This window comes from Arthrobacter oryzae (genome assembly GCF_037911235.1).
Lineage (GTDB): Bacteria > Actinomycetota > Actinomycetes > Actinomycetales > Micrococcaceae > Arthrobacter > Arthrobacter oryzae_E.
In genome coordinates this window covers 75,973-92,778 of the sequence record NZ_JBBLYW010000011.1, presented here as the reverse complement: position 1 = coordinate 92,778, position 16,806 = coordinate 75,973, and the positions used below count along the sequence as shown (strand labels likewise).

Sequence of the window (16,806 nt, the reverse complement as noted above, 5' to 3'; positions counted from 1 at the left end):
TGGTCCCTGCCAGACTTCAGTCATGGAAGGCAACTGGGGGCCGGGAGAGGCTCCGGACGAGACAGGCCGCGGGATCACGGTTAGGGACCTCATTGGTCTCTTGGCCGCGATCCGCCCCTGCAACGACAGCGCCGCCCTGATTGACCAGCTACGGGATCTGGAAGATCTAAAGTCGGCCGCTGCCGCGATGCAGGCCCGCGACTCGGTCGCGTTCGATGTCCAGCAGCGCTGCGCCCAGACTGAGGCCGGGCTTCCGGCAGATGAACTCGGCAAAGGCGTCGCCGCCCAGATCGCTTTGGCCCGTGGTGAATCGCCCGCCCGCGGCGGACGCTTGCTCGGCATGGCGAAAGCCCTGGTGACGGAGATGCCCCACACCCTGGCGGCCCTCAGGACCGGGCAGCTCAATGAGTGGCGCGCCACGCTGCTGGTGAAGGAAACCGCCTGCCTGTCCGCGGCGGACCGGTGCGCCGTTGATGAACAGCTCGCCGCAGACACCGGTACCCTGGCCGGCGCCGGCGACCGGACGATTATCACGGCAGCGCGGACAGCGGCCTATCGGCTGGACCCTCACTCCGTGGTCAACCGTGCCCGCAACGCCGTTGCCGACCGGCACGTGAGCCTTCGTCCGGCTCCGGATACCATGTGCTATTTGACCGCGCTGCTCCCGGTTACTGCCGGCGTAGCCGTCCACGCCGCGCTCACGCGGCAGGCGGACACCCTGCGCTCGGCAGGAGACACCCGCTCCCGCGGACAGATCATGGCCGACGACCTCGTCGACCGGATCTCGGGCACCCCCGGGGGGATCAGCGGCATCGAGATCCAGCTCGTGATGACCGACCGCGCCCTCTTCCAAAGGGACAGCGAACCGGCGCGCTTGCCCGGGTACGGAGTCGTCCCTGCAGGCTGGGCCAGGGCGGCGGTTGCAGGGTTGCAGCAAGGTGGGGGCGGCCAGTGTGACGCGGCGTTGACTACCTGGCTGCGCAGGCTCTACACCGCCCCGGGGACGGGGGAGCTGGTGGCGATGGATTCCCGTGCCAGGATCTTCCCGGACGGGCTGCGCCGTTTCATCCAAGCCCGGGATGACACATGCCGCACGCCCTACTGCGATGCGCCGATCCGCCACCACGACCACATTGTTGCGTGGCACCACGGAGGACCCACCAGCCACAGCAACGGCAGCGGGCTCTGCGAATCCTGTAACTACGCCAAAGAATCTCCCGGTTGGCATACCGAACCAAGGCCTGGGCCACGGCACACCCTGCAGGTCCAGACTCCGACCGGGCACACGTACCGGTCGACCGCCCCGCCGCTGCCCGGGACATCATCACCCGGCGCGCCAGCGCCGCTGAGCCGCCGCCAGAGACGCGAGCTTCTCCACCGCGTCAAGATTCTGAAACGCACACGCCTCAGCCCACTGGCAGCCTGAAGAAACAGGCGAGCGTGAAGCAGCGGGCCAGCCTCCAGAAACGGCCCAGCAGGAGTCGGTGCGGCGGCTGCTATGCGACGGCGACTAACCGTTCATGATCTCGTCGCGCCGGGCCATGTATTCCTCCATGGCGATTTCGCCGTTGCTGTACTGCTGGTCGAGCTCTGCCAGCTTCCGCGCGCGGTAACCCTGGGGGGCCGACGGCAACGGGGGAGTTGCCGGGGCCGACGGCTGCTGCTGCGGTTCCTGGCGTGACTGGTTGGCTGGATACGAGGGGCTGTCCTCGTAGGGGACCTGTCCCGGGGCGCCCGGAGCCGGGTAACCCGGATTTTGGTAGCTGGAGTCCTGGTACCCGGGGTTCTGGTAACCAGGGGCCGGGAAGCGGGGGTCCTGATACGGCTGGTCGAGCGGGGGCTGCTGCCCGCGGCCGAGCTGCCGGAAGCCACCGCCGAAGTAGTCCTGCTGGGTGTAGCCGTCACGCGGCTGGTTATTGGGGCGCCCTGGCTGCTGGCCCGGGAACTGCCCGGGAAACTGGCCCGGGTACTGTCCATTGAAATCCTGGTTCTGGTTCCTGGCAACGCGCTTCCGGTACATGCGCATGGCGAAGGGAATCAGGAACGACAGGACGATGATCCAGAAGAACACGTTGTTCACGGGGGAGGGCCTCTCAGAAGTGTCCTTTCAGTTTAACCCCCGCCCTCACCGCGGGCACTCCCAGGAACGTCCCGTACCCGGCAATCGCCTCATCAATCGCGCGGTTGCCGGCAGGTCCGGGATCCTGCTCCGTGCGGATGACCAGCTCACAGCGTCCAGCAGCAAGGACATGACGCCAGGAGCCGATCATCCTGCCATCCCTGAGCACCACATGCATCGGGGTGTCGCCGTCAGGACGGGCCGGGGCGGTGCCACCCAGGAAATAACGAGACTGGGAATAGCCCATGATGTATTCGTCGTAGCACTGGACCAGGTCGATCCGGGGTTGCCCTCCGAACTCCACATCAGGCCCGGCAGTCCCGTCGCCGGCGGGACAGAAGTGGAAGTCCAGACCGTCCAGCACGGTAGTTTCGAGCACGCCGGGATCGGCTTCCAGCGACCGGCCGAGTCCCAGCCGGACGTCCGCGATCGTGAGCCCGGACCAGTCGGCACAGTCCTTGACTGTGGCCGGTCCGCGGCTGCGGAAATAGCGGCGGACGAGTTCCGCCAGCGCCGCGGGACGGTCGGCGGGGTCTCCCGTTAACGCAGGGACCCGTTCCTCGAAAAGCGCGTAGGTCTGCTTCAGCGCGCCGCTGGTGCTGCGCACGGGTGTGCCGCTGGCCAGGACGCCACTGATCTCCGCATGCATGATCAGGTACGCGAGCCCCAGGCCTTTGGCCTCGAATCCGTGACGCTGCAGTTCCCCAGCGAGCTCCTCGCGGGTTTTGTGGGCGCCGCCGGCCACTGCCGCGCCCAGGACCCGGGCGCTCCGGGACGCCGCGTCGGCATCGATGCCCGTCTGGCGGTAGATCGCCCCGTTCCCCCGGTGCAGCCGGGGCGCGGAGAGCGTCAGCAGCCAGCGAAGGTCATCGCGGTGCACGAAATGCCAGGTGGGCCGCAGGATATGCGTTCGGAGGATCAGGCCGTCGGCCACAGCCTGTTCGACGTCGGCTGCGGAGGCTCCCGCCGTGCGCTGCGCCAGTGACCAGCGGGCATACGCAAATTCCTGCGACTGGACGGCCAGGAGGTTCTTCAGCGCGGCTTCAGCGGAAACTGCGCGGGGAGGACGGAGCTGCTGCTGTCGCAGCCGCTGCCGAACGACGTCGTCGGCGTCCACCCGCGCCCTACCCCCGTTCGGACTCGAATCCCGGCGCTTCGCCCGAGCCCAGCGGCATCCCGGGACCGAACACCGGACCCGGCGTCGGCCGCTTGGCCGTGACGCCGTCGCCGGATGATTGATGGCGCAGCCGGCGGACAACCCAGGGAACGAAGTATTCGCGCGCCCACACCAGGTCTCCGGACCGCGCCTGCCGCCAGCTGCGCTGGGGCAGGGGCTTGGGGGAGAGCGGCTCCAAGGTGTGGTTGATATTGAGCGAATCAAGCACCATCGCCGCGATGGTGTGGTGGCCCAACGGCGAGAAGTGCAACCGGTCCTGGTCCCACATCTGCGGATTACCGAGCTGGCGAAGCGACCACATATCGGCGATGACGGCGTCGTGCCGCGCGGCTACGGTCCGGAGGTTCTCGTTGTAGATGGCGATCTTGCTGCGGACCCTGCCCAGGACGGATGAACCGGTGTCCGGTCCGTTGAACAGCACCACAGTGGCCCCGCCCAAGCTGAGGATGTGCACCACCGAGTCCAGCTTTTCGGCCAGCGCGTCAGGGTCTCCGCCTGGCCGAATGAGGTCGTTGCCTCCGGCCGAAAGCGTCACCAGGTCCGGCTTGAGGGCCAGGCAGGGTGCAAGCTGCTGGTCAACGATTTGTTCGAGGAGGCGTCCGCGCACTGCAAGGTTGGCGTAGGCAAAATCTGTGTGGCCCCGGCTCAATTCTTCGGCCACGCGGTCCGCCCAGCCGCGGTGCCCGCCCGGGCTTCCCGCTTCCGGGTCGCCGATGCCTTCGGTAAACGAGTCACCCATGGCGACGTACCGGCCCCAGGGATGGGCATCAACGGTGTCCTGCGGGTTCGGAATGGCTTCAGTTTCGCTCACGTTTCCATCCTGCCTCGTGCAACCAAAGCTACGCCACCGTAGGTTGTTACCGGGCGGTAACTGCAAGAATGGTTCCATGACTGAAGCCGAAGTTTCCACTGCCCCTGTTGTCCTGTGGTCCACTCCTGACGAAGAGCGCTCGGGGAAACCCCTGCTGGTTCTGCTGCACGGCTACGGTGCGAATGAACAGGACCTGCTCAGCCTGGCGGACCTGTTGCCCGGGGATTTTGCCGTGGTGTCTGTCCGTGCCCCTATTGCCATGGGGCCGGGCTTCACGTGGTTCCCCCTGACGGACTCCGCAGAATATTCACTGGATGCGGTCAAGGACGCCGCCGCCTTTGTGCTTGACTGGCTCGACGGCGTCAAGGACGACCACCCGTCAGTCACGTTGCTCGGGTTCTCAATGGGAATGGCGATGGCCACCACGCTGCTGAGGCAGCGCCCCACGGACTTTGCCGCCGTCGTCGGGCTTTCCGGCTTTGCGGTGAACGCCGGAGGGGATCCCAGTTTCCGCGACGACGAACTGGACGGCTCCGTCCCGCTGTTCTGGGGCCGTGACCAGCAGGACCCCGTCATCACCCAGGACAAGATCGAATACACCATGGGCTGGGTGCGGAAGCACGTGAAGCTGACGAAGGTCCTCTACACGGGGATGTGGCACGGGATCAACCAGCAGGAGATCGGCCACGTTGGCGAATTCCTCACGCACGAGGTGCTGAAGAAGTAGCTCAGGAACCGGAGGGTGTCATGATCCGCACGGTCCGGCCGTTGACGGTGACAGTGTCGCCGTGGTGCAGTTGCCGGCCGCGGCGGTCCTCGATCTCGCCGTTGACCTTGACCAGCCCGTTCTTGATCAGCTCCGTGGCCTCAACGCCATCTTCCACGAGGCTGGCCAGCTTCAGCAGCTGGCCCAGGCGGATCATGTCGTCGCGGATGGGGATGTCTTCGATTTCCGGGGTGCTCATACAGCAATGATGCCTGACGTAAGGTGAATCCAGTGACCCATTCACCCCGTCTCCCACTCATTGCAGGACTGCCGATGGCCGTGGCCGCCGGACTCGCCATCCCCGTCCAGGGCCGGATCAACGGCGCGCTGGGCGCCAGGCTGAACGACGGCATAGCCGCCGCTGTGGTGAGTTTCACCACGGGCCTGGTGGTGATGATCGTGGTGTCGCTGGTCCTCCCGCGGGGACGCCGCGGCTTGGCCCAGATCCTGCCTGCGCTCCGGGAACGCCGTTTTCCGCCGGTCTACGTGATGGCCGGCGGCATCGGCGCCTTCTTTGTTTTTGCCCAGTCCTTCACTGTGGGCCTGCTCGGTGTGGCGCTGTTTACCGTGGCCACGGTCACCGGGCAGACGCTGAGCGGGCTGCTGGTGGACCGGCTCGGCATCGGCCCTGCGGGCAAGAAGTCCGTCACCGGGATCCGGGTCCTCGGCACCGTGCTGACCATCGCAGCCGTCGCGTGGGCGGTGTCCCCGCGGTTTGGCGGTGCCGGCGGGACGGGCGACGGCAGTGCGGACCCGGGCCGGCTGCTCCTTCCGGTGATCCTGCCCGTCCTGGCCGGTTTCCTGATGAGTTTCCAGCAGGCCATGAACGGGACCGCCACCGCGCACTACGGCACGCCCATTGCGGCCACCCTGGTGAACTTCGTCTCCGGCGCCACGGTGCTGTGGCTGGCCTGGCTGATCAAGGTGGCCGTTGCCGGGCCCGGCAACGGACTGCCCCCGGAGTGGTGGTACTACCTCGGCGGCCCGATGGGCTGCGCCTTCATCGGGCTGGGCGCGCTGCTGGTCAGGAGCCTGGGGGTCCTGGTCACCGGACTGGGCATGATTGCCGGCCAGCTGCTGGGTTCGCTGGGCCTGGACCTGGCCTTTCCCGCACCCGGCACGGTGGTTGCCCTGCCCACCGTCCTCGGCACGATCCTGACCCTCGGCGCCATTGTGCTGGCCACGCTTCCATGGCCGCGCGGCGCCCTCAAGGGGCGGCCGGGCCGGTAGGCTAGGACACGCAGCTTCCTGCACATCTTTCCTTCGCACCGCCCCGCCCGGCAACCAGCCGGGTGCAAGGGGCCTAGAAACCGCGCGGACCGCACCCAGCGGCCCTGTAGAAATTGGAGTTCCCATGGCAGCAAAATCCGTTCTCGACCAGGTCATCTCCCTCTCCAAGAGGAGGGGCTTCGTTTTCCAGGCCGGTGAAATCTATGGTGGCTCCCGTTCTGCCTGGGACTACGGGCCCCTCGGCGCGGAGCTGAAGGAAAACATCAAGCGCCAGTGGTGGCAGTCAGTGGTCCGCGGCCGCGAGGACGTGGTGGGCCTTGATTCCTCCGTCATCCTTCCCCGCCAGGTCTGGGAAGCTTCCGGCCACGTGGAGGTCTTTTCCGATCCCCTGGTGGAGTGCCTTTCCTGCCACAAGCGCTACCGCGCCGACCACCTCGAGGAAGAGTACGAGGAAAAGAAGGGCCGTCCGGCCGAAAACGGCCTGAAGGACATCGCCTGCGCCAACTGCGGCACCCGCGGCGAATGGACCGAACCCCAGGAATTTTCCGGCCTGCTCAAGACCTTCCTCGGCCCGGTGGCTAACGAGGAAGGCATGCACTACCTGCGCCCGGAAACCGCGCAGGGTATCTTTGTGAACTTCAACAACGTCCTCACCACATCCCGGAAGAAGCCGCCGTTCGGCATCGGCCAGATCGGCAAGTCCTTCCGCAACGAGATCACGCCCGGAAACTTCATCTTCCGCACCCGTGAGTTCGAGCAGATGGAGATGGAATTCTTTGTCGAGCCCGGCACGGACGAGCAGTGGCACCAGTACTGGATGAAGGAACGCATGGACTGGTACACGGGCCTGGGCCTCAAGGCCGAGAACCTTCGCTTCTTCGAGCACCCGCTGGAGAAGCTGAGCCACTACTCCAAGGGCACCACCGACATCGAATACCGCTTCGGGTTCCAGGGCTCGGAGTGGGGCGAGCTGGAAGGCATCGCCAACCGCACGGACTTCGACCTCTCCACGCACTCCAAGGCCTCCGGCCATGACCTGAGCTACTTCAACCAGGCCACCAACGAGCGCTACACCCCGTACGTGATTGAGCCCGCGGCCGGCCTGACCCGGTCCTTCATGGCGTTCCTCATCGACGCCTACACCGAGGACGAGGCCCCCAACGCCAAGGGCGGCGTGGACGTCCGCACCGTGCTGAAGCTGGACCCGCGCCTGGCCCCCGTCAAGGCCGCCGTGCTGCCGCTGAGCCGCAACGAGGACCTGTCCCCGAAGGCCAAGGCCCTGGGCACGCAGCTGCGCAAGAACTGGAACATCGACTTCGACGACGCCGGCGCCATCGGCCGCCGCTACCGCCGCCAGGACGAGATCGGCACCCCGTTCTGCATCACCGTGGACTTCGACACCCTCGAGGACCAGGCCGTCACCATCCGCGAACGCGACACCATGAGCCAGGAGCGCGTCTCCCTGGACAAGGTGGAGGGCTACCTGGCCGCGCGGCTGATCGGCGCCTGAGCATGGCCATCGAATACCGTGAATGGCGCGAGGGCGACGACCTTGCACTGCTCGAGCTCTGGGGAGGCCCGGAAACCGAGCAGGCACGGCAGTTCCGCGGCACCCTGGCGCCTTCGGGCAACTCGCCGTGGCGCCGCTGCATCGTGGCCGAGGACGTCGTCGACGGCGTGGCCATCCCGGTCGCGGCAGGCGTGGTCCACGAGGCATCCCTCCATCCCGAACGGCTCTGGGCCTACATCGAGGTGGCAAAGGACCACCGCCGCGCCGGCGTCGGCTCCACCCTGCTGACCATGCTCCGGCACGAGGCCGGCCGGGCGCCGTCGGGCGTTTCCCGACTCCGGACCAAAGTGGAACCCGGCACGCCCGGAGCCGCTTTCGCCGAAGCCGCCGGCCTGGCTCCCATCCAGCGCTCCCGCCTGGTCGTGGTGGAACCGGGGGCGCTCAAGCTGCCCGTCTTCGGCGACGGGTCGGAGGCCGCGGCGTCTGAACAGATCGAGGACCTCGCCACCGGATCGGTGGAGCTGAGCGACGTCGTGGGCCGGTACTACACGGCCGTGCACGGCTGGGACAGCCCGGGCGAGCTGGGCATCGGCACCGTGCAGCGGTTGTTCCTCGACGAACTCAGCGGAGCGCACGGCGCCATTGTGCTGCGGGCGCCGAAGGCCAGCGCTTTCGGCCAAGGTGTTCCCGCCAGCAGGAAGGGCCGGCTCGAGGCTTTCGCCATCAGCTATGCGGAGTTCGTTCCCGGCGGGGAGAACCCGGCAGCGGGCGGCGACGGCTCGGGCCAGCCCACGGACGTATTCGTCGGCCATGAGCCGAAGCTGTCGGAAGAGGAAGCCCGCTCCGCGGTCCGCGACCTGCTGGCGCTCATTGCGTTCCAGCACCCGGTGGTGCTGGAACTGGACGACTCGATGACTGCGCTGCGCGCCGTCGTCGAACCTTTGCTGGAGGGCGGCAAGGCCAGCCTCCGGGGCAACGAAACCCTGGTGGTTTCCGACCCCGCCTAGGCGCCGAACGCTACCGGCCCGCAGTAGTCCGCTACTGCGGGCCGGCGTGCTTAACGTTTCCGGCCGCCCGCGCGGCGTGGTCCTTCGGCCCGGTCCAGCCGCCGGCGTTCCGCGTCCGTGGGGGCGCCGCCGCCCAGGTGCGCCGGCATCCACCAGGCCCCGGGCCCGGGTGTGAGCGGGAAGTCCGCGATGGCGGTGTCAATCCCGGCCTGCAGGACCCTCCTGAGCTGTTCGGTGGCAGGCTGGGCGTCCTGGGCGGGGCCGGGCAGGTCCGCGGCAGCAGCGGCCGGCCCACGTGGATCCGCACCGGCGCGCGCCAGGCGCGCCGCGGTGAGAAGCCGTGGTGGCGGGTCAGCAGGCGGTGCGCTCCCCACACCGAGACGGGGATCAGGGGCACGCCGGCTTCGGCCGCCATCCGGACGGCGCCGGTCTTGCAGTCGCGGACCGTGAAGCTGCGGCTCACGCCTGCTTCGGGAAGGACCGCGATGATTTCCCCTTCGCGAAGTTTCGCGACGGCGGCGTCGTAGGCGCCGCTGCCCGAACCGTAGGGCACCACAACGTGCCCGGCGGCGCTGATGGCGGGACCTGCGAACCAGTGGTCGGCCGCGCCCTGCGTGACCAGGTAGCGCATCTCGGCCCGGTTGTTCCACCACAGCGCCAGCTCGGCGAAGGCAAAATCGACGTACCCGAAGTGGGTGATGGCGACGACGGCTCCCTGGCCCGGAACCACCTTGCGGGATGGTCCATTAAGCGGTCCCGGCGGTGGCAGGTGTTCCCGGCCCGTGACGATCACACGGATCCCGAAGAGCCGGCGCAGCGCCAGCCCGGTGCGGACAATGAAGCGGTAGAAGCGGTCATTGGGCTGCGGCCGCCACGGCATGTCAGCGTCCGCCCGGCGGACCGCCAGCCGGACGGCGAGGCGGCCATGGGATAAAGCCCGACGTCGACTCGACGTATTCCTTGTAGCCCGGCCGGGCGGACATCGCCTTCTCCGTGAGCGGCTTCCCCGTTTTGCCGGCCAGCGCCCAGACCATCAGGGCAGGGGACAGGATGGTCAGGATTCCGGGCCAGGAGTCGGCGGTAATCAGGAACAGGCCGGTCCAGACGGCGGCGTCGCCGAAGTAGTTGGGGTGGCGGGTGTATCGCCACAGCCCGGTGTTCAGGACGGTTCCCTTGGTGGCCGGGTCCTTCTTGAACTGTGCGAGCTGCCAGTCACCCACGGTCTCGAACACAAAGCCGATGACCCACAACAGCACGCCCAGAAGGGCAAGCCAGCCCAGTGGACCGGTGGCGAACATTCCCACCTGCACCGTGAGGGAGACGAAGAACATCACCATGCCCTGGGGCAGGTAGACACGGCGCAGAGCGTACACATTGCGCGAGCCGGGGGCCTCGCTGAGCATTGCCTCGTAGCGGGGGTCCTCATGGCCCCCGCGGGCGCGCCAGCCGATGTGCATTCCGAGGCGCAGCCCCCACAGCCCTGTCAGCAGCACGAGGAGCAGGCGCCGGCCGTCGTCGCCCGTTCCGGCGGACAGCAGCCACGAGACGGCAGCCACGGCAACGAAACCGGGCCCCCACGCCACGTCCATGACGGAGTGCCGTCGCTGCGCGACGGCCACGGCGAAGGTGACCGCCAGGACGCCTGCCACGGCCAGGGCCATCCACGGAAGGCTGGCAAGGAATTCGGCGAGGGGAAAGACGGCCATGGTCAGAGCACCACCGGAATGCCGGGTGAGGTGGCCGGCAGCAGCGCATCAAAGCGCGCGGCGCTGCCGCCCGTTTCCGCGCCGGTAGATTCCGCGAAGGCCTTGAGGACAAAGCCGGTGGCCAGGGTGTGCCACAGCCGGACCTTGCGGAACATAAAATGCCCTGCCCCGGCCAGCGACACGTAGCGCAGCTCGTCAGCCGGTCCCAGGGCACGCTGCGCGAACTTGAGTGATTGGGCGGGGCTTGTCCAGCGGTCCATGGAGCCGTGGACAATAAGCACCTTGCGTCCGGCCAGGTTCCCGGCCGGCGCCTCGGCGTTCAGCCACGGCGCCAGGGCCACGACGGCGTCCACCTGCGGATCGTCGGCCGCGCAAATGGCCGTGAGCCCGCCCATCGAATGCCCCAACAAGTACACGGGAACTCCCGGGTGCTCCTCGTGGATCCGGGAGAGCGCCCACCGGGCATCCTGCAGCGGCGACATGTCCGGGCCGTTCCAGCCGCGCACGCTGTTCCGAAGCGTCCAGACCGCGAGTCCGTGCTTGCCGCCTGCCCGGTGCAGATGCTTTGCGAAAGGCACCATGCGGGCGGGGCTCAGATGGCGGGCCTCCACGGGCTCGTAGCTGTGCGAGCGGCCGCCATGCAGGACCAGGGCCACGCCCCGGGTGACGCCGGCCGCCTCCTGCACAGTGAGTACAGGCTTGGTACTTCCTACGACATTTTTGCGATTACCCATGCGGGCCTCCAGACTCCTCGTCCTACATTTATAAACCCGCGGGTTCCGGTGTTTAGTTCCCCGCCCGACATTCCGGCTTACACAGGGCATTCGAAGCAGCCGGGCGTGAAGATTGGCGGTCGCCGGCATGCAGCACATTGCCCTTGACTGCGCCCGCGGGCGGGTGTAGTCCGGACGCGTAAGCTCCGGTCTCTGAACCCGATGGGAGGCGACGTGGGCGGCCGGATCCGAAGTCGAAGAGGATCGGCGGTACTGGAAAATGAACGCACAATCGCTTGACGCGCTGCGGGAACAGGTGCGGGGGCAAGTGATCACACCGGATGACGCGGACTACGACTCCGCCCGCGCCGTCCACAACGGAATGATTGACAAGCGACCCGCTGCCGTCGTGCGGGTATCGCAGGTGGCGGACGTCATCGCCGCCGTCAATTACGCCAGGGACAACGCCCTGGACGTCGCGATCCGGGGCGGCGGACACAGCGGTCCGGGCTTTGGCACGGCGGATAATGCGGTGGTCATCGACTTCTCCAACACCAGGGGGGTCCGGATTGATCCGGCCGGCAAGACTGCCAGGACCGAGGCCGGCGCCACGTGGGCCGACTTCAACCACGCCACGCACGCCTTCGGGCTGGCTACCACCGGCGGCATCGTCGGTTCGACCGGTGTTTCGGGGCTGACCCTCGGCGGAGGCATTGGCTACCTGGACCGGAAATACGGGCTCAGCTGCGACAACCTCCTTTCCGCCGACGTCGTCACCGCGGACGGGAAGTTCCTCACCGCCAGCGAAAGCGGGAACGAGGATCTCTTCTGGGCGCTGCGCGGCGGTGGCGGGAACTTCGGTGTGGTGACCTCGCTGGAATTCCGCCTGCATCCCGTGGACATGGTCCACGCCGGCATCATCGTCTACCCGCTGGAGCAGGCCGAAACCGTCGCGAAGTTCTACCGCGAGTACATTGCGGCGGCCCCCAGGGAGTTCGGCGCCTTCCTCGCCTTCCACCAGGGGCCGCCGGTGCCGTTCCTCCCGGAGGAGTGGCACGGGAAGCCGGTCTGCATTGTGGTCGGCATGTGGACAGGCGACCCGGCCGAAGGGCCTTCCCGCTGGCAGCCGTTCCTCGACGCCGCGCCGGTGGCAGGCTCCATGGTGGGGCCGATGCCCTATCCGGCCCTGAATTCGGCTTTCGACGGAATGTACCCCAAGGGGCTGTTGGCCTACTGGAAGGCGGCCTTCCTGACGGAACTCAACGACGGGGCCATCAACGCGCACCTGGAGTACGGGAAGCGGGTGCCCAGCGTGCAGACCGCAGTGCACATCTACCCGATCGACGGCGCCGTGCACGATGTTGGAGTGACGGACACAGCCTTCCCCAACCGGAACGCCAGGTTCTCGCCGGTCATTGCGTGCCATTGGGAGGATCCCGGGGACAGTGAAGCAAACATCGCCTGGGTGCGGGACTTCGCGGCGGCGCTTCAGCCCCACTCTGAGACCGCGGGCTACATCAACTTCATGGACGGCGATGACACGTCCCGGGTCGCGGAAAACTACGGCGGAAACTACGCGAGGCTTGCCTCGATCAAGGGCAAGTACGATCCGGGGAACCTGTTCCGGGTAAACCAGAACATCAAGCCCCAGTAAAGTGCAGGCATGAGGTTTTACTGCTGATGGGTGCCGGACACCCGCACGGCCACACAGATCATTCGGAGCCCACACCCCGGGCCCTCGCTGCGCGCAAACGGGCCAACTGGCTTCTGGCGGCAGTGCTGATTCCGCTGACGCTCCTGACCCTGGCGGCCATGGCCATGATGTGGCCGTCAGGGAACAAGGAGGACCTGAAGCTGGCCAGCCCGTATGCGGCCGCACCGGGCGTGACGTTCGATACCGGCACGATCCAGCGGGTGGTGGTGGAAAGCTGCACGCAGGGCGGCAGCGCCCAGGGCGGCGCCGCCCCCGGTACGGGCCAGGACAGTACTGGCCAGGACGGTACGGGGCAGGACAGTACAGGCCAGGGGAGTGCGCCGCAGGGGAGCGACTGCACCTTCGCCTACACCGAGCCTGACAAGGGCGGCAACCCTGTCAAGGTGGTCATCAACCCGGACGTGGTGAAATCCCACGGCGTCAAGGTGGGGGATGACATCCGCTACCTGAACCTTTCCAACGCCCAGGGCGCGTCAGCAGGCCAGGGTGCGCCGGCGTACATCTTCGTGGACTTCGTCCGCACGCTGCCCATCATCCTGCTGGCCGTTCTCTACGCCGCCGTGGTGATCGCCGTGGCACGCTGGCGAGGGCTGCGGGCACTGATCGGCCTCCTGGGAGCCTACGCCGTGCTGGTGACCTTCATGCTGCCCGGCCTGGTGGAAGGAAAGCCGCCCCTTTTGCTTGCCCTGGTGGGATCCACCGTGATCATGATCGGCGTCCTCTACTTCGCCCATGGCTTCTCGGCGCGGACCTCCACGGCCTTGCTGGGCACCATGTTCGGACTGGGCATCACGGCGCTCCTGGCTGCCTGGGCCACCGACGCGGCCAACCTGGCCGGCGTCGGCAGCCATGACGCAGCCACCCTCGCGAACATTTCGGACAACATCTCCATATCCGGCATCATCCTGTGCGGGCTGATCATTTCCGGACTCGGTGTGCTGAACGACGTCACCATCACCCAGTCCTCCGCTGTGTGGGAACTCTACGAACTCGCGCCGGAGACAAGCGCCCGCCAGCTCTTCTCCTCCGCCATGCGGATCGGCCGCGACCACATCGCGTCCACTGTCTACACCATCGCCTTCGCCTACGCGGGCGCGGCGCTGCCCATCCTCATCATCGTGATGCTGTACGACCGTCCCCTGGGCGAGGCCCTGACCAGTGCGGAACTGTCCGAGGAAGTCATCAGGACGCTGGTCGGTTCCGTGGGGCTGGTGCTGGCCATCCCCGTCACCACGCTGATTGCGGTGCTGGTGGTCAAGGCCACGGGTATCAGGCAGGCTGCCGTTCCCGAAGGGGGCGGCGCCTCGTCCGGCGGCAGATCTTCCGGGCGTGCGCCCGTAACGCCCGACGACGTAGGGGACACCGGCGCGCTCGCAGCGGCGGCGGCGGTCTCACGCGCCGGGCGGACGCGCGCGGCCGGTGTCCCCGCCACGCGTGAAGGCGGGCGGGACCCCGGAGGAGCACCCCTGCCCGGCAGCCGCCGCGCCCGGCGCGCTGCGGAAGGGGAGTAGCCGGCGCTCACCGGCGTCGGACGGACCGGCGTTTCGGCAGGCGGCTCGCCGATTTGCCCGGCTTTGCGACAATGGACAGGTGACTGTCGTAGCAACGCCTCCCGCCCCTAAGCTGGAACTCCCGCCCCTGAAGCTGGGACCCCTCACGGTGGATACCCCCGTGATCCTCGCTCCCATGGCGGGCATCACCAACTCCGCTTTCCGCAGGCTCTGCCGTGAATACGGTGGCGGCATGTACGTGGCGGAGATGGTCACCTCCCGCGCCCTCGTGGAACGCACGCCCGAGTCGCTGCGCATCATCTCCCATGACGACGACGAAAAAGTGCGGTCCGTCCAGCTCTACGGCGTGGACCCCGTGACTGTCGGCCAGGCGGTCCGGATGCTCGTCGAGGAAGACCGGGCTGACCACATCGACCTCAACTTCGGCTGCCCCGTTCCCAAGGTGACCCGGCGCGGCGGCGGCTCGGCGCTGCCATGGAAGATCGACCTGTTCACCTCGATTGTCCAGACGGCAGTCAAAGAGGCGACCAAGGGCAACGTCCCGCTCACCATCAAAATGCGCAAAGGCATCGACGAGGACCACCTGACGTACCTCGACGCCGGCCGGATCGCGCGCGATGCCGGCGTCGCCGCCGTCGCCCTCCACGGCCGCACCGCGGCGCAGTTCTATTCCGGCCAGGCAGACTGGTCCGCGATCGCACGGCTGCGCGAAGCACTGCCGGACATTCCGGTCCTGGGCAACGGCGACATCTGGTCCGCCGAGGATGCCGTCCGCATGGTCCGGGAGACCGGCGTCGACGGCGTGGTGGTGGGCCGCGGCTGCCAGGGCAGGCCCTGGCTCTTCGGGGACCTCCAGGCGGCCTTCGAAGGCAGCGACACCCGCCACAAGCCGAACCTGCGGCAGGTGGCGGAGGGCGTCTACCGGCACGCGGAACTCATGGTGGAAACTTTCGGCGACGAAGGCAAGGCCCTGCGTGAAATCCGCAAGCACATGGCGTGGTACTTCAAGGGCTACGTAGTTGGCGGGGAACTGCGCACCAGGCTGGCCCTGGTCACCAGCCTGCAGGTGCTGCGCGAAACCCTGGCCGAACTGGACCAGGATTCCCCGTACCCCGGTGTGGACGCCGAGGGCCCCCGCGGCCGTGCCGGTTCCCCCAAGAAGCCTGCACTGCCCAAGGACTGGCTGGAGTCCCGGGCCCTGAACACCGAACAATCCCAGGACATCGCCGCCGCGGAACTGGACGTGTCAGGTGGCTGAAACGCGGACCACAGCCCCCGTGCTGCCGGGCTACGAGGCCCACGACTCCGCCCGCTGGGTGGAGGAACCGCCCAAAACCACCTACCGCTCCGACTTCGAACGGGACCGGGCGAGGGTCCTGCACTCGTCCGCACTGCGCCGGCTGGGCGCCAAGACCCAGGTGGTCGCCCCGGACACTGACGACTTCGTCCGGACCCGGCTGACGCACAGCCTTGAAGTGGCCCAGGTGGGCCGCGAACTGGGCCGGACGCTGGGGTGCGATCCCGACGTCGTGGACACAGCCTGCCTCAGCCATGATCTCGGCCACCCGCCGTTCGGGCACAACGGGGAATCCGCACTGAATGAGATGGCGCACGCCATCGGCGGCTTCGAGGGTAACGCCCAGACCCTCCGGCTGCTGACCCGGCTGGAACCCAAAGTGCTTGCTGCCGACGGAACGCCCGCCGGGCTGAACCTCACCCGCGCCAGCCTGGATGCTGCCGCCAAATATCCCTGGTCGGCACTGAACGCCCCGGTGATCCACGGCCAGCGGACCAGCAAGTTCGGCGCCTACGAGGACGACCTTCCGATTTTCGACTGGATCCGCGAGGGTGCACCGGAGCGCCGGTCCTGCCTGGAAGCACAGGTCATGGACCTCGCGGACGACATCTCCTACTCGGTCCACGACGTCGAGGACGCCATCGTGGCAGGGCACTTCCAGCTGCGCTGGATGGACAACCCGGACCACCGTGCCCGCGTGGTGGGGTACGCCAGGCAGTGGTACCTGCCGCACAACGATCCCGCAGCCATCGACGCCGCCCTGGCCCGGCTCGAGGCCACCGACGTCTGGGTGCGCGAAGCCGACGGCAGCCGCAAGGCGATGGCCGCCCTCAAGGACATGACCAGCCAGCTGATCGGCCGGTTCTGCCAGAGCGCCCTGGAAACCACGCGGGCGGTCTACGGTCCCGAAGACCTCACCAGGTACAACGCCGAGTTGATGGTGCCTGATGAAACCGTGATGGAAATCGCAGTCATGAAGGGCCTGGCCACCACCTTCGTGATGACCACCGAGCACCGGCAGCCGATCTATGAGCGCCAGCGCGAGGTCCTGCATGCCCTGGTGACGGCGCTGAACGCCACCGGCGACCGCCACTTGGAGCCGATGTTCGCCGCTGACTGGCGGGACGCGGCCGACGACGGCGCCCGGCTTCGGGTGGTCATTGACCAGGTCGCGTCACTCACTGACGGTTCCGCGCTGGCCATGTACGAGCGGTTGGTGGGCAGCCTGCCGTCGCTTTGGTAAGG

At 67.6% G+C, this 16,806-nt stretch carries 16 protein-coding genes; 9 read left to right on the top strand and 7 right to left on the bottom strand.

Features of this window, described 5'->3' with window-relative positions; all coding sequences use genetic code 11:
• Positions 1–22: 22 nt before the first annotated feature.
• Positions 23–1,426: an HNH endonuclease gene (locus tag WMN78_RS04380; RefSeq protein WP_340532263.1), complete on the top strand. Its 1,404-nt coding sequence runs from the start codon at positions 23–25 to the stop codon at positions 1,424–1,426.
• Between the two features lie 84 nt (positions 1,427–1,510).
• On the opposite strand, the gene WMN78_RS04375 is transcribed toward WMN78_RS04380, so the two are convergent.
• The 3 genes from WMN78_RS04375 to WMN78_RS04365 are packed head-to-tail and all read right to left on the bottom strand — an operon-like array spanning position 1,511 to position 4,035.
• The gene (locus WMN78_RS04375; RefSeq protein WP_340532251.1) at positions 1,511–2,080 is read right to left on the bottom strand and encodes a hypothetical protein; all 570 of its coding nucleotides are present in this window, start codon (positions 2,078–2,080) and stop codon (positions 1,511–1,513) included.
• A 13-nt stretch (positions 2,081–2,093) separates the two neighbouring features.
• Positions 2,094–3,236: a winged helix DNA-binding domain-containing protein gene (locus WMN78_RS04370; protein ID WP_340532250.1), complete on the bottom strand. Its 1,143-nt coding sequence runs from the start codon at positions 3,234–3,236 to the stop codon at positions 2,094–2,096.
• Positions 3,237–3,243: 7 nt separating this feature from the next.
• Positions 3,244–4,035, bottom strand: coding sequence for an SGNH/GDSL hydrolase family protein (locus WMN78_RS04365; protein ID WP_340532261.1), 792 nt, complete (start codon positions 4,033–4,035; stop codon positions 3,244–3,246).
• Between the two features lie 148 nt (positions 4,036–4,183).
• Here WMN78_RS04365 and WMN78_RS04360 point away from each other — a divergent pair, with 148 nt between their 5' ends.
• Positions 4,184–4,834 carry an alpha/beta hydrolase gene (locus WMN78_RS04360; protein WP_340532248.1) on the top strand — a complete coding sequence of 217 codons (651 nt, stop codon included), beginning with the start codon at positions 4,184–4,186 and terminating at the stop codon, positions 4,832–4,834.
• Position 4,835: 1 nt separating this feature from the next.
• On the opposite strand, the gene WMN78_RS04355 is transcribed toward WMN78_RS04360, so the two are convergent.
• On the bottom strand, positions 4,836–5,072 hold the full coding sequence (locus tag WMN78_RS04355) for an RNA-binding S4 domain-containing protein (RefSeq protein WP_340532246.1): 237 nt from the start codon (positions 5,070–5,072) through the stop codon (positions 4,836–4,838).
• A 32-nt stretch (positions 5,073–5,104) separates the two neighbouring features.
• Between WMN78_RS04355 and WMN78_RS04350 the strand changes: the two genes are divergently transcribed.
• The 3 genes from WMN78_RS04350 to WMN78_RS04340 all read left to right on the top strand — a co-directional run bounded on the left by WMN78_RS04350 (position 5,105) and on the right by WMN78_RS04340 (position 8,620).
• Positions 5,105–6,103, top strand: coding sequence for a DMT family transporter (locus tag WMN78_RS04350; RefSeq protein WP_340532244.1), 999 nt, complete (start codon positions 5,105–5,107; stop codon positions 6,101–6,103).
• A gap of 124 nt (positions 6,104–6,227) precedes the next feature.
• Complete coding sequence (locus WMN78_RS04345) at positions 6,228–7,613, top strand: glycine--tRNA ligase (RefSeq protein WP_104172591.1); 1,386 nt, start codon at positions 6,228–6,230, stop codon at positions 7,611–7,613.
• A 2-nt stretch (positions 7,614–7,615) separates the two neighbouring features.
• On the top strand, positions 7,616–8,620 hold the full coding sequence (locus WMN78_RS04340; protein WP_340532242.1) for a GNAT family N-acetyltransferase: 1,005 nt from the start codon (positions 7,616–7,618) through the stop codon (positions 8,618–8,620).
• 31 nt (positions 8,621–8,651) lie between these two features.
• Here WMN78_RS04340 and WMN78_RS04335 read toward each other — a convergent pair whose 3' ends face one another.
• From WMN78_RS04335 to WMN78_RS04325, 3 genes are read right to left on the bottom strand one after another with little or no spacing between them, the layout of a single operon-like run.
• Positions 8,652–9,500: a 1-acyl-sn-glycerol-3-phosphate acyltransferase gene (locus WMN78_RS04335; protein ID WP_340532240.1), complete on the bottom strand. Its 849-nt coding sequence runs from the start codon at positions 9,498–9,500 to the stop codon at positions 8,652–8,654.
• 1 nt (position 9,501) lies between these two features.
• Entirely contained in the window at positions 9,502–10,326 is an 825-nt protein-coding gene (locus WMN78_RS04330; RefSeq protein ID WP_340532238.1) for a DUF1295 domain-containing protein, read from the bottom strand.
• Positions 10,327–10,328: 2 nt separating this feature from the next.
• Positions 10,329–11,060 (bottom strand): alpha/beta hydrolase, encoded by a 732-nt coding sequence (locus WMN78_RS04325; protein ID WP_340532236.1) that lies wholly within the window; start codon positions 11,058–11,060, stop codon positions 10,329–10,331.
• Positions 11,061–11,319: 259 nt separating this feature from the next.
• On the opposite strand from WMN78_RS04325, the gene WMN78_RS04320 reads away from it, so the two are divergent.
• The 4 genes from WMN78_RS04320 to WMN78_RS04305 all read left to right on the top strand — a co-directional run bounded on the left by WMN78_RS04320 (position 11,320) and on the right by WMN78_RS04305 (position 16,804).
• The gene (locus WMN78_RS04320; protein WP_340532235.1) at positions 11,320–12,693 is read left to right on the top strand and encodes an FAD-binding oxidoreductase; all 1,374 of its coding nucleotides are present in this window, start codon (positions 11,320–11,322) and stop codon (positions 12,691–12,693) included.
• 26 nt (positions 12,694–12,719) lie between these two features.
• Positions 12,720–14,264: a YibE/F family protein gene (locus WMN78_RS04315; protein WP_340532234.1), complete on the top strand. Its 1,545-nt coding sequence runs from the start codon at positions 12,720–12,722 to the stop codon at positions 14,262–14,264.
• A gap of 79 nt (positions 14,265–14,343) precedes the next feature.
• Positions 14,344–15,522: a tRNA dihydrouridine synthase DusB gene (dusB, locus tag WMN78_RS04310; protein ID WP_340532233.1), complete on the top strand. Its 1,179-nt coding sequence runs from the start codon at positions 14,344–14,346 to the stop codon at positions 15,520–15,522.
• Entirely contained in the window at positions 15,515–16,804 is a 1,290-nt protein-coding gene (locus WMN78_RS04305) for a deoxyguanosinetriphosphate triphosphohydrolase (RefSeq protein ID WP_340532232.1), read from the top strand. The genes dusB and WMN78_RS04305 overlap by 8 nt, the downstream gene beginning before the upstream one ends.
• Positions 16,805–16,806: the final 2 nt, after the last annotated feature.

Excerpts from the sequence above, each read along its gene's own strand:
- WMN78_RS04380 (WP_340532263.1), top strand. The coding sequence starts at position 23 with ATGGAAGGCAACTGGGGGCCGGGAGAGGCTCCGGACGAGACAGGCCGC.
- WMN78_RS04365 (WP_340532261.1), bottom strand. The coding sequence starts at position 4,035 with ATGGGTGACTCGTTTACCGAAGGCATCGGCGACCCGGAAGCGGGAAGC.
- WMN78_RS04360 (WP_340532248.1), top strand. The coding sequence starts at position 4,184 with ATGACTGAAGCCGAAGTTTCCACTGCCCCTGTTGTCCTGTGGTCCACT.
- WMN78_RS04355 (WP_340532246.1), bottom strand. The coding sequence starts at position 5,072 with ATGAGCACCCCGGAAATCGAAGACATCCCCATCCGCGACGACATGATC.
- WMN78_RS04345 (WP_104172591.1), top strand. The coding sequence starts at position 6,228 with ATGGCAGCAAAATCCGTTCTCGACCAGGTCATCTCCCTCTCCAAGAGG.
- WMN78_RS04340 (WP_340532242.1), top strand. The coding sequence starts at position 7,616 with ATGGCCATCGAATACCGTGAATGGCGCGAGGGCGACGACCTTGCACTG.
- WMN78_RS04335 (WP_340532240.1), bottom strand. The coding sequence starts at position 9,500 with ATGCCGTGGCGGCCGCAGCCCAATGACCGCTTCTACCGCTTCATTGTC.
- WMN78_RS04330 (WP_340532238.1), bottom strand. The coding sequence starts at position 10,326 with ATGGCCGTCTTTCCCCTCGCCGAATTCCTTGCCAGCCTTCCGTGGATG.
- WMN78_RS04325 (WP_340532236.1), bottom strand. The coding sequence starts at position 11,060 with ATGGGTAATCGCAAAAATGTCGTAGGAAGTACCAAGCCTGTACTCACT.
- WMN78_RS04320 (WP_340532235.1), top strand. The coding sequence starts at position 11,320 with ATGAACGCACAATCGCTTGACGCGCTGCGGGAACAGGTGCGGGGGCAA.
- WMN78_RS04315 (WP_340532234.1), top strand. The coding sequence starts at position 12,720 with ATGGGTGCCGGACACCCGCACGGCCACACAGATCATTCGGAGCCCACA.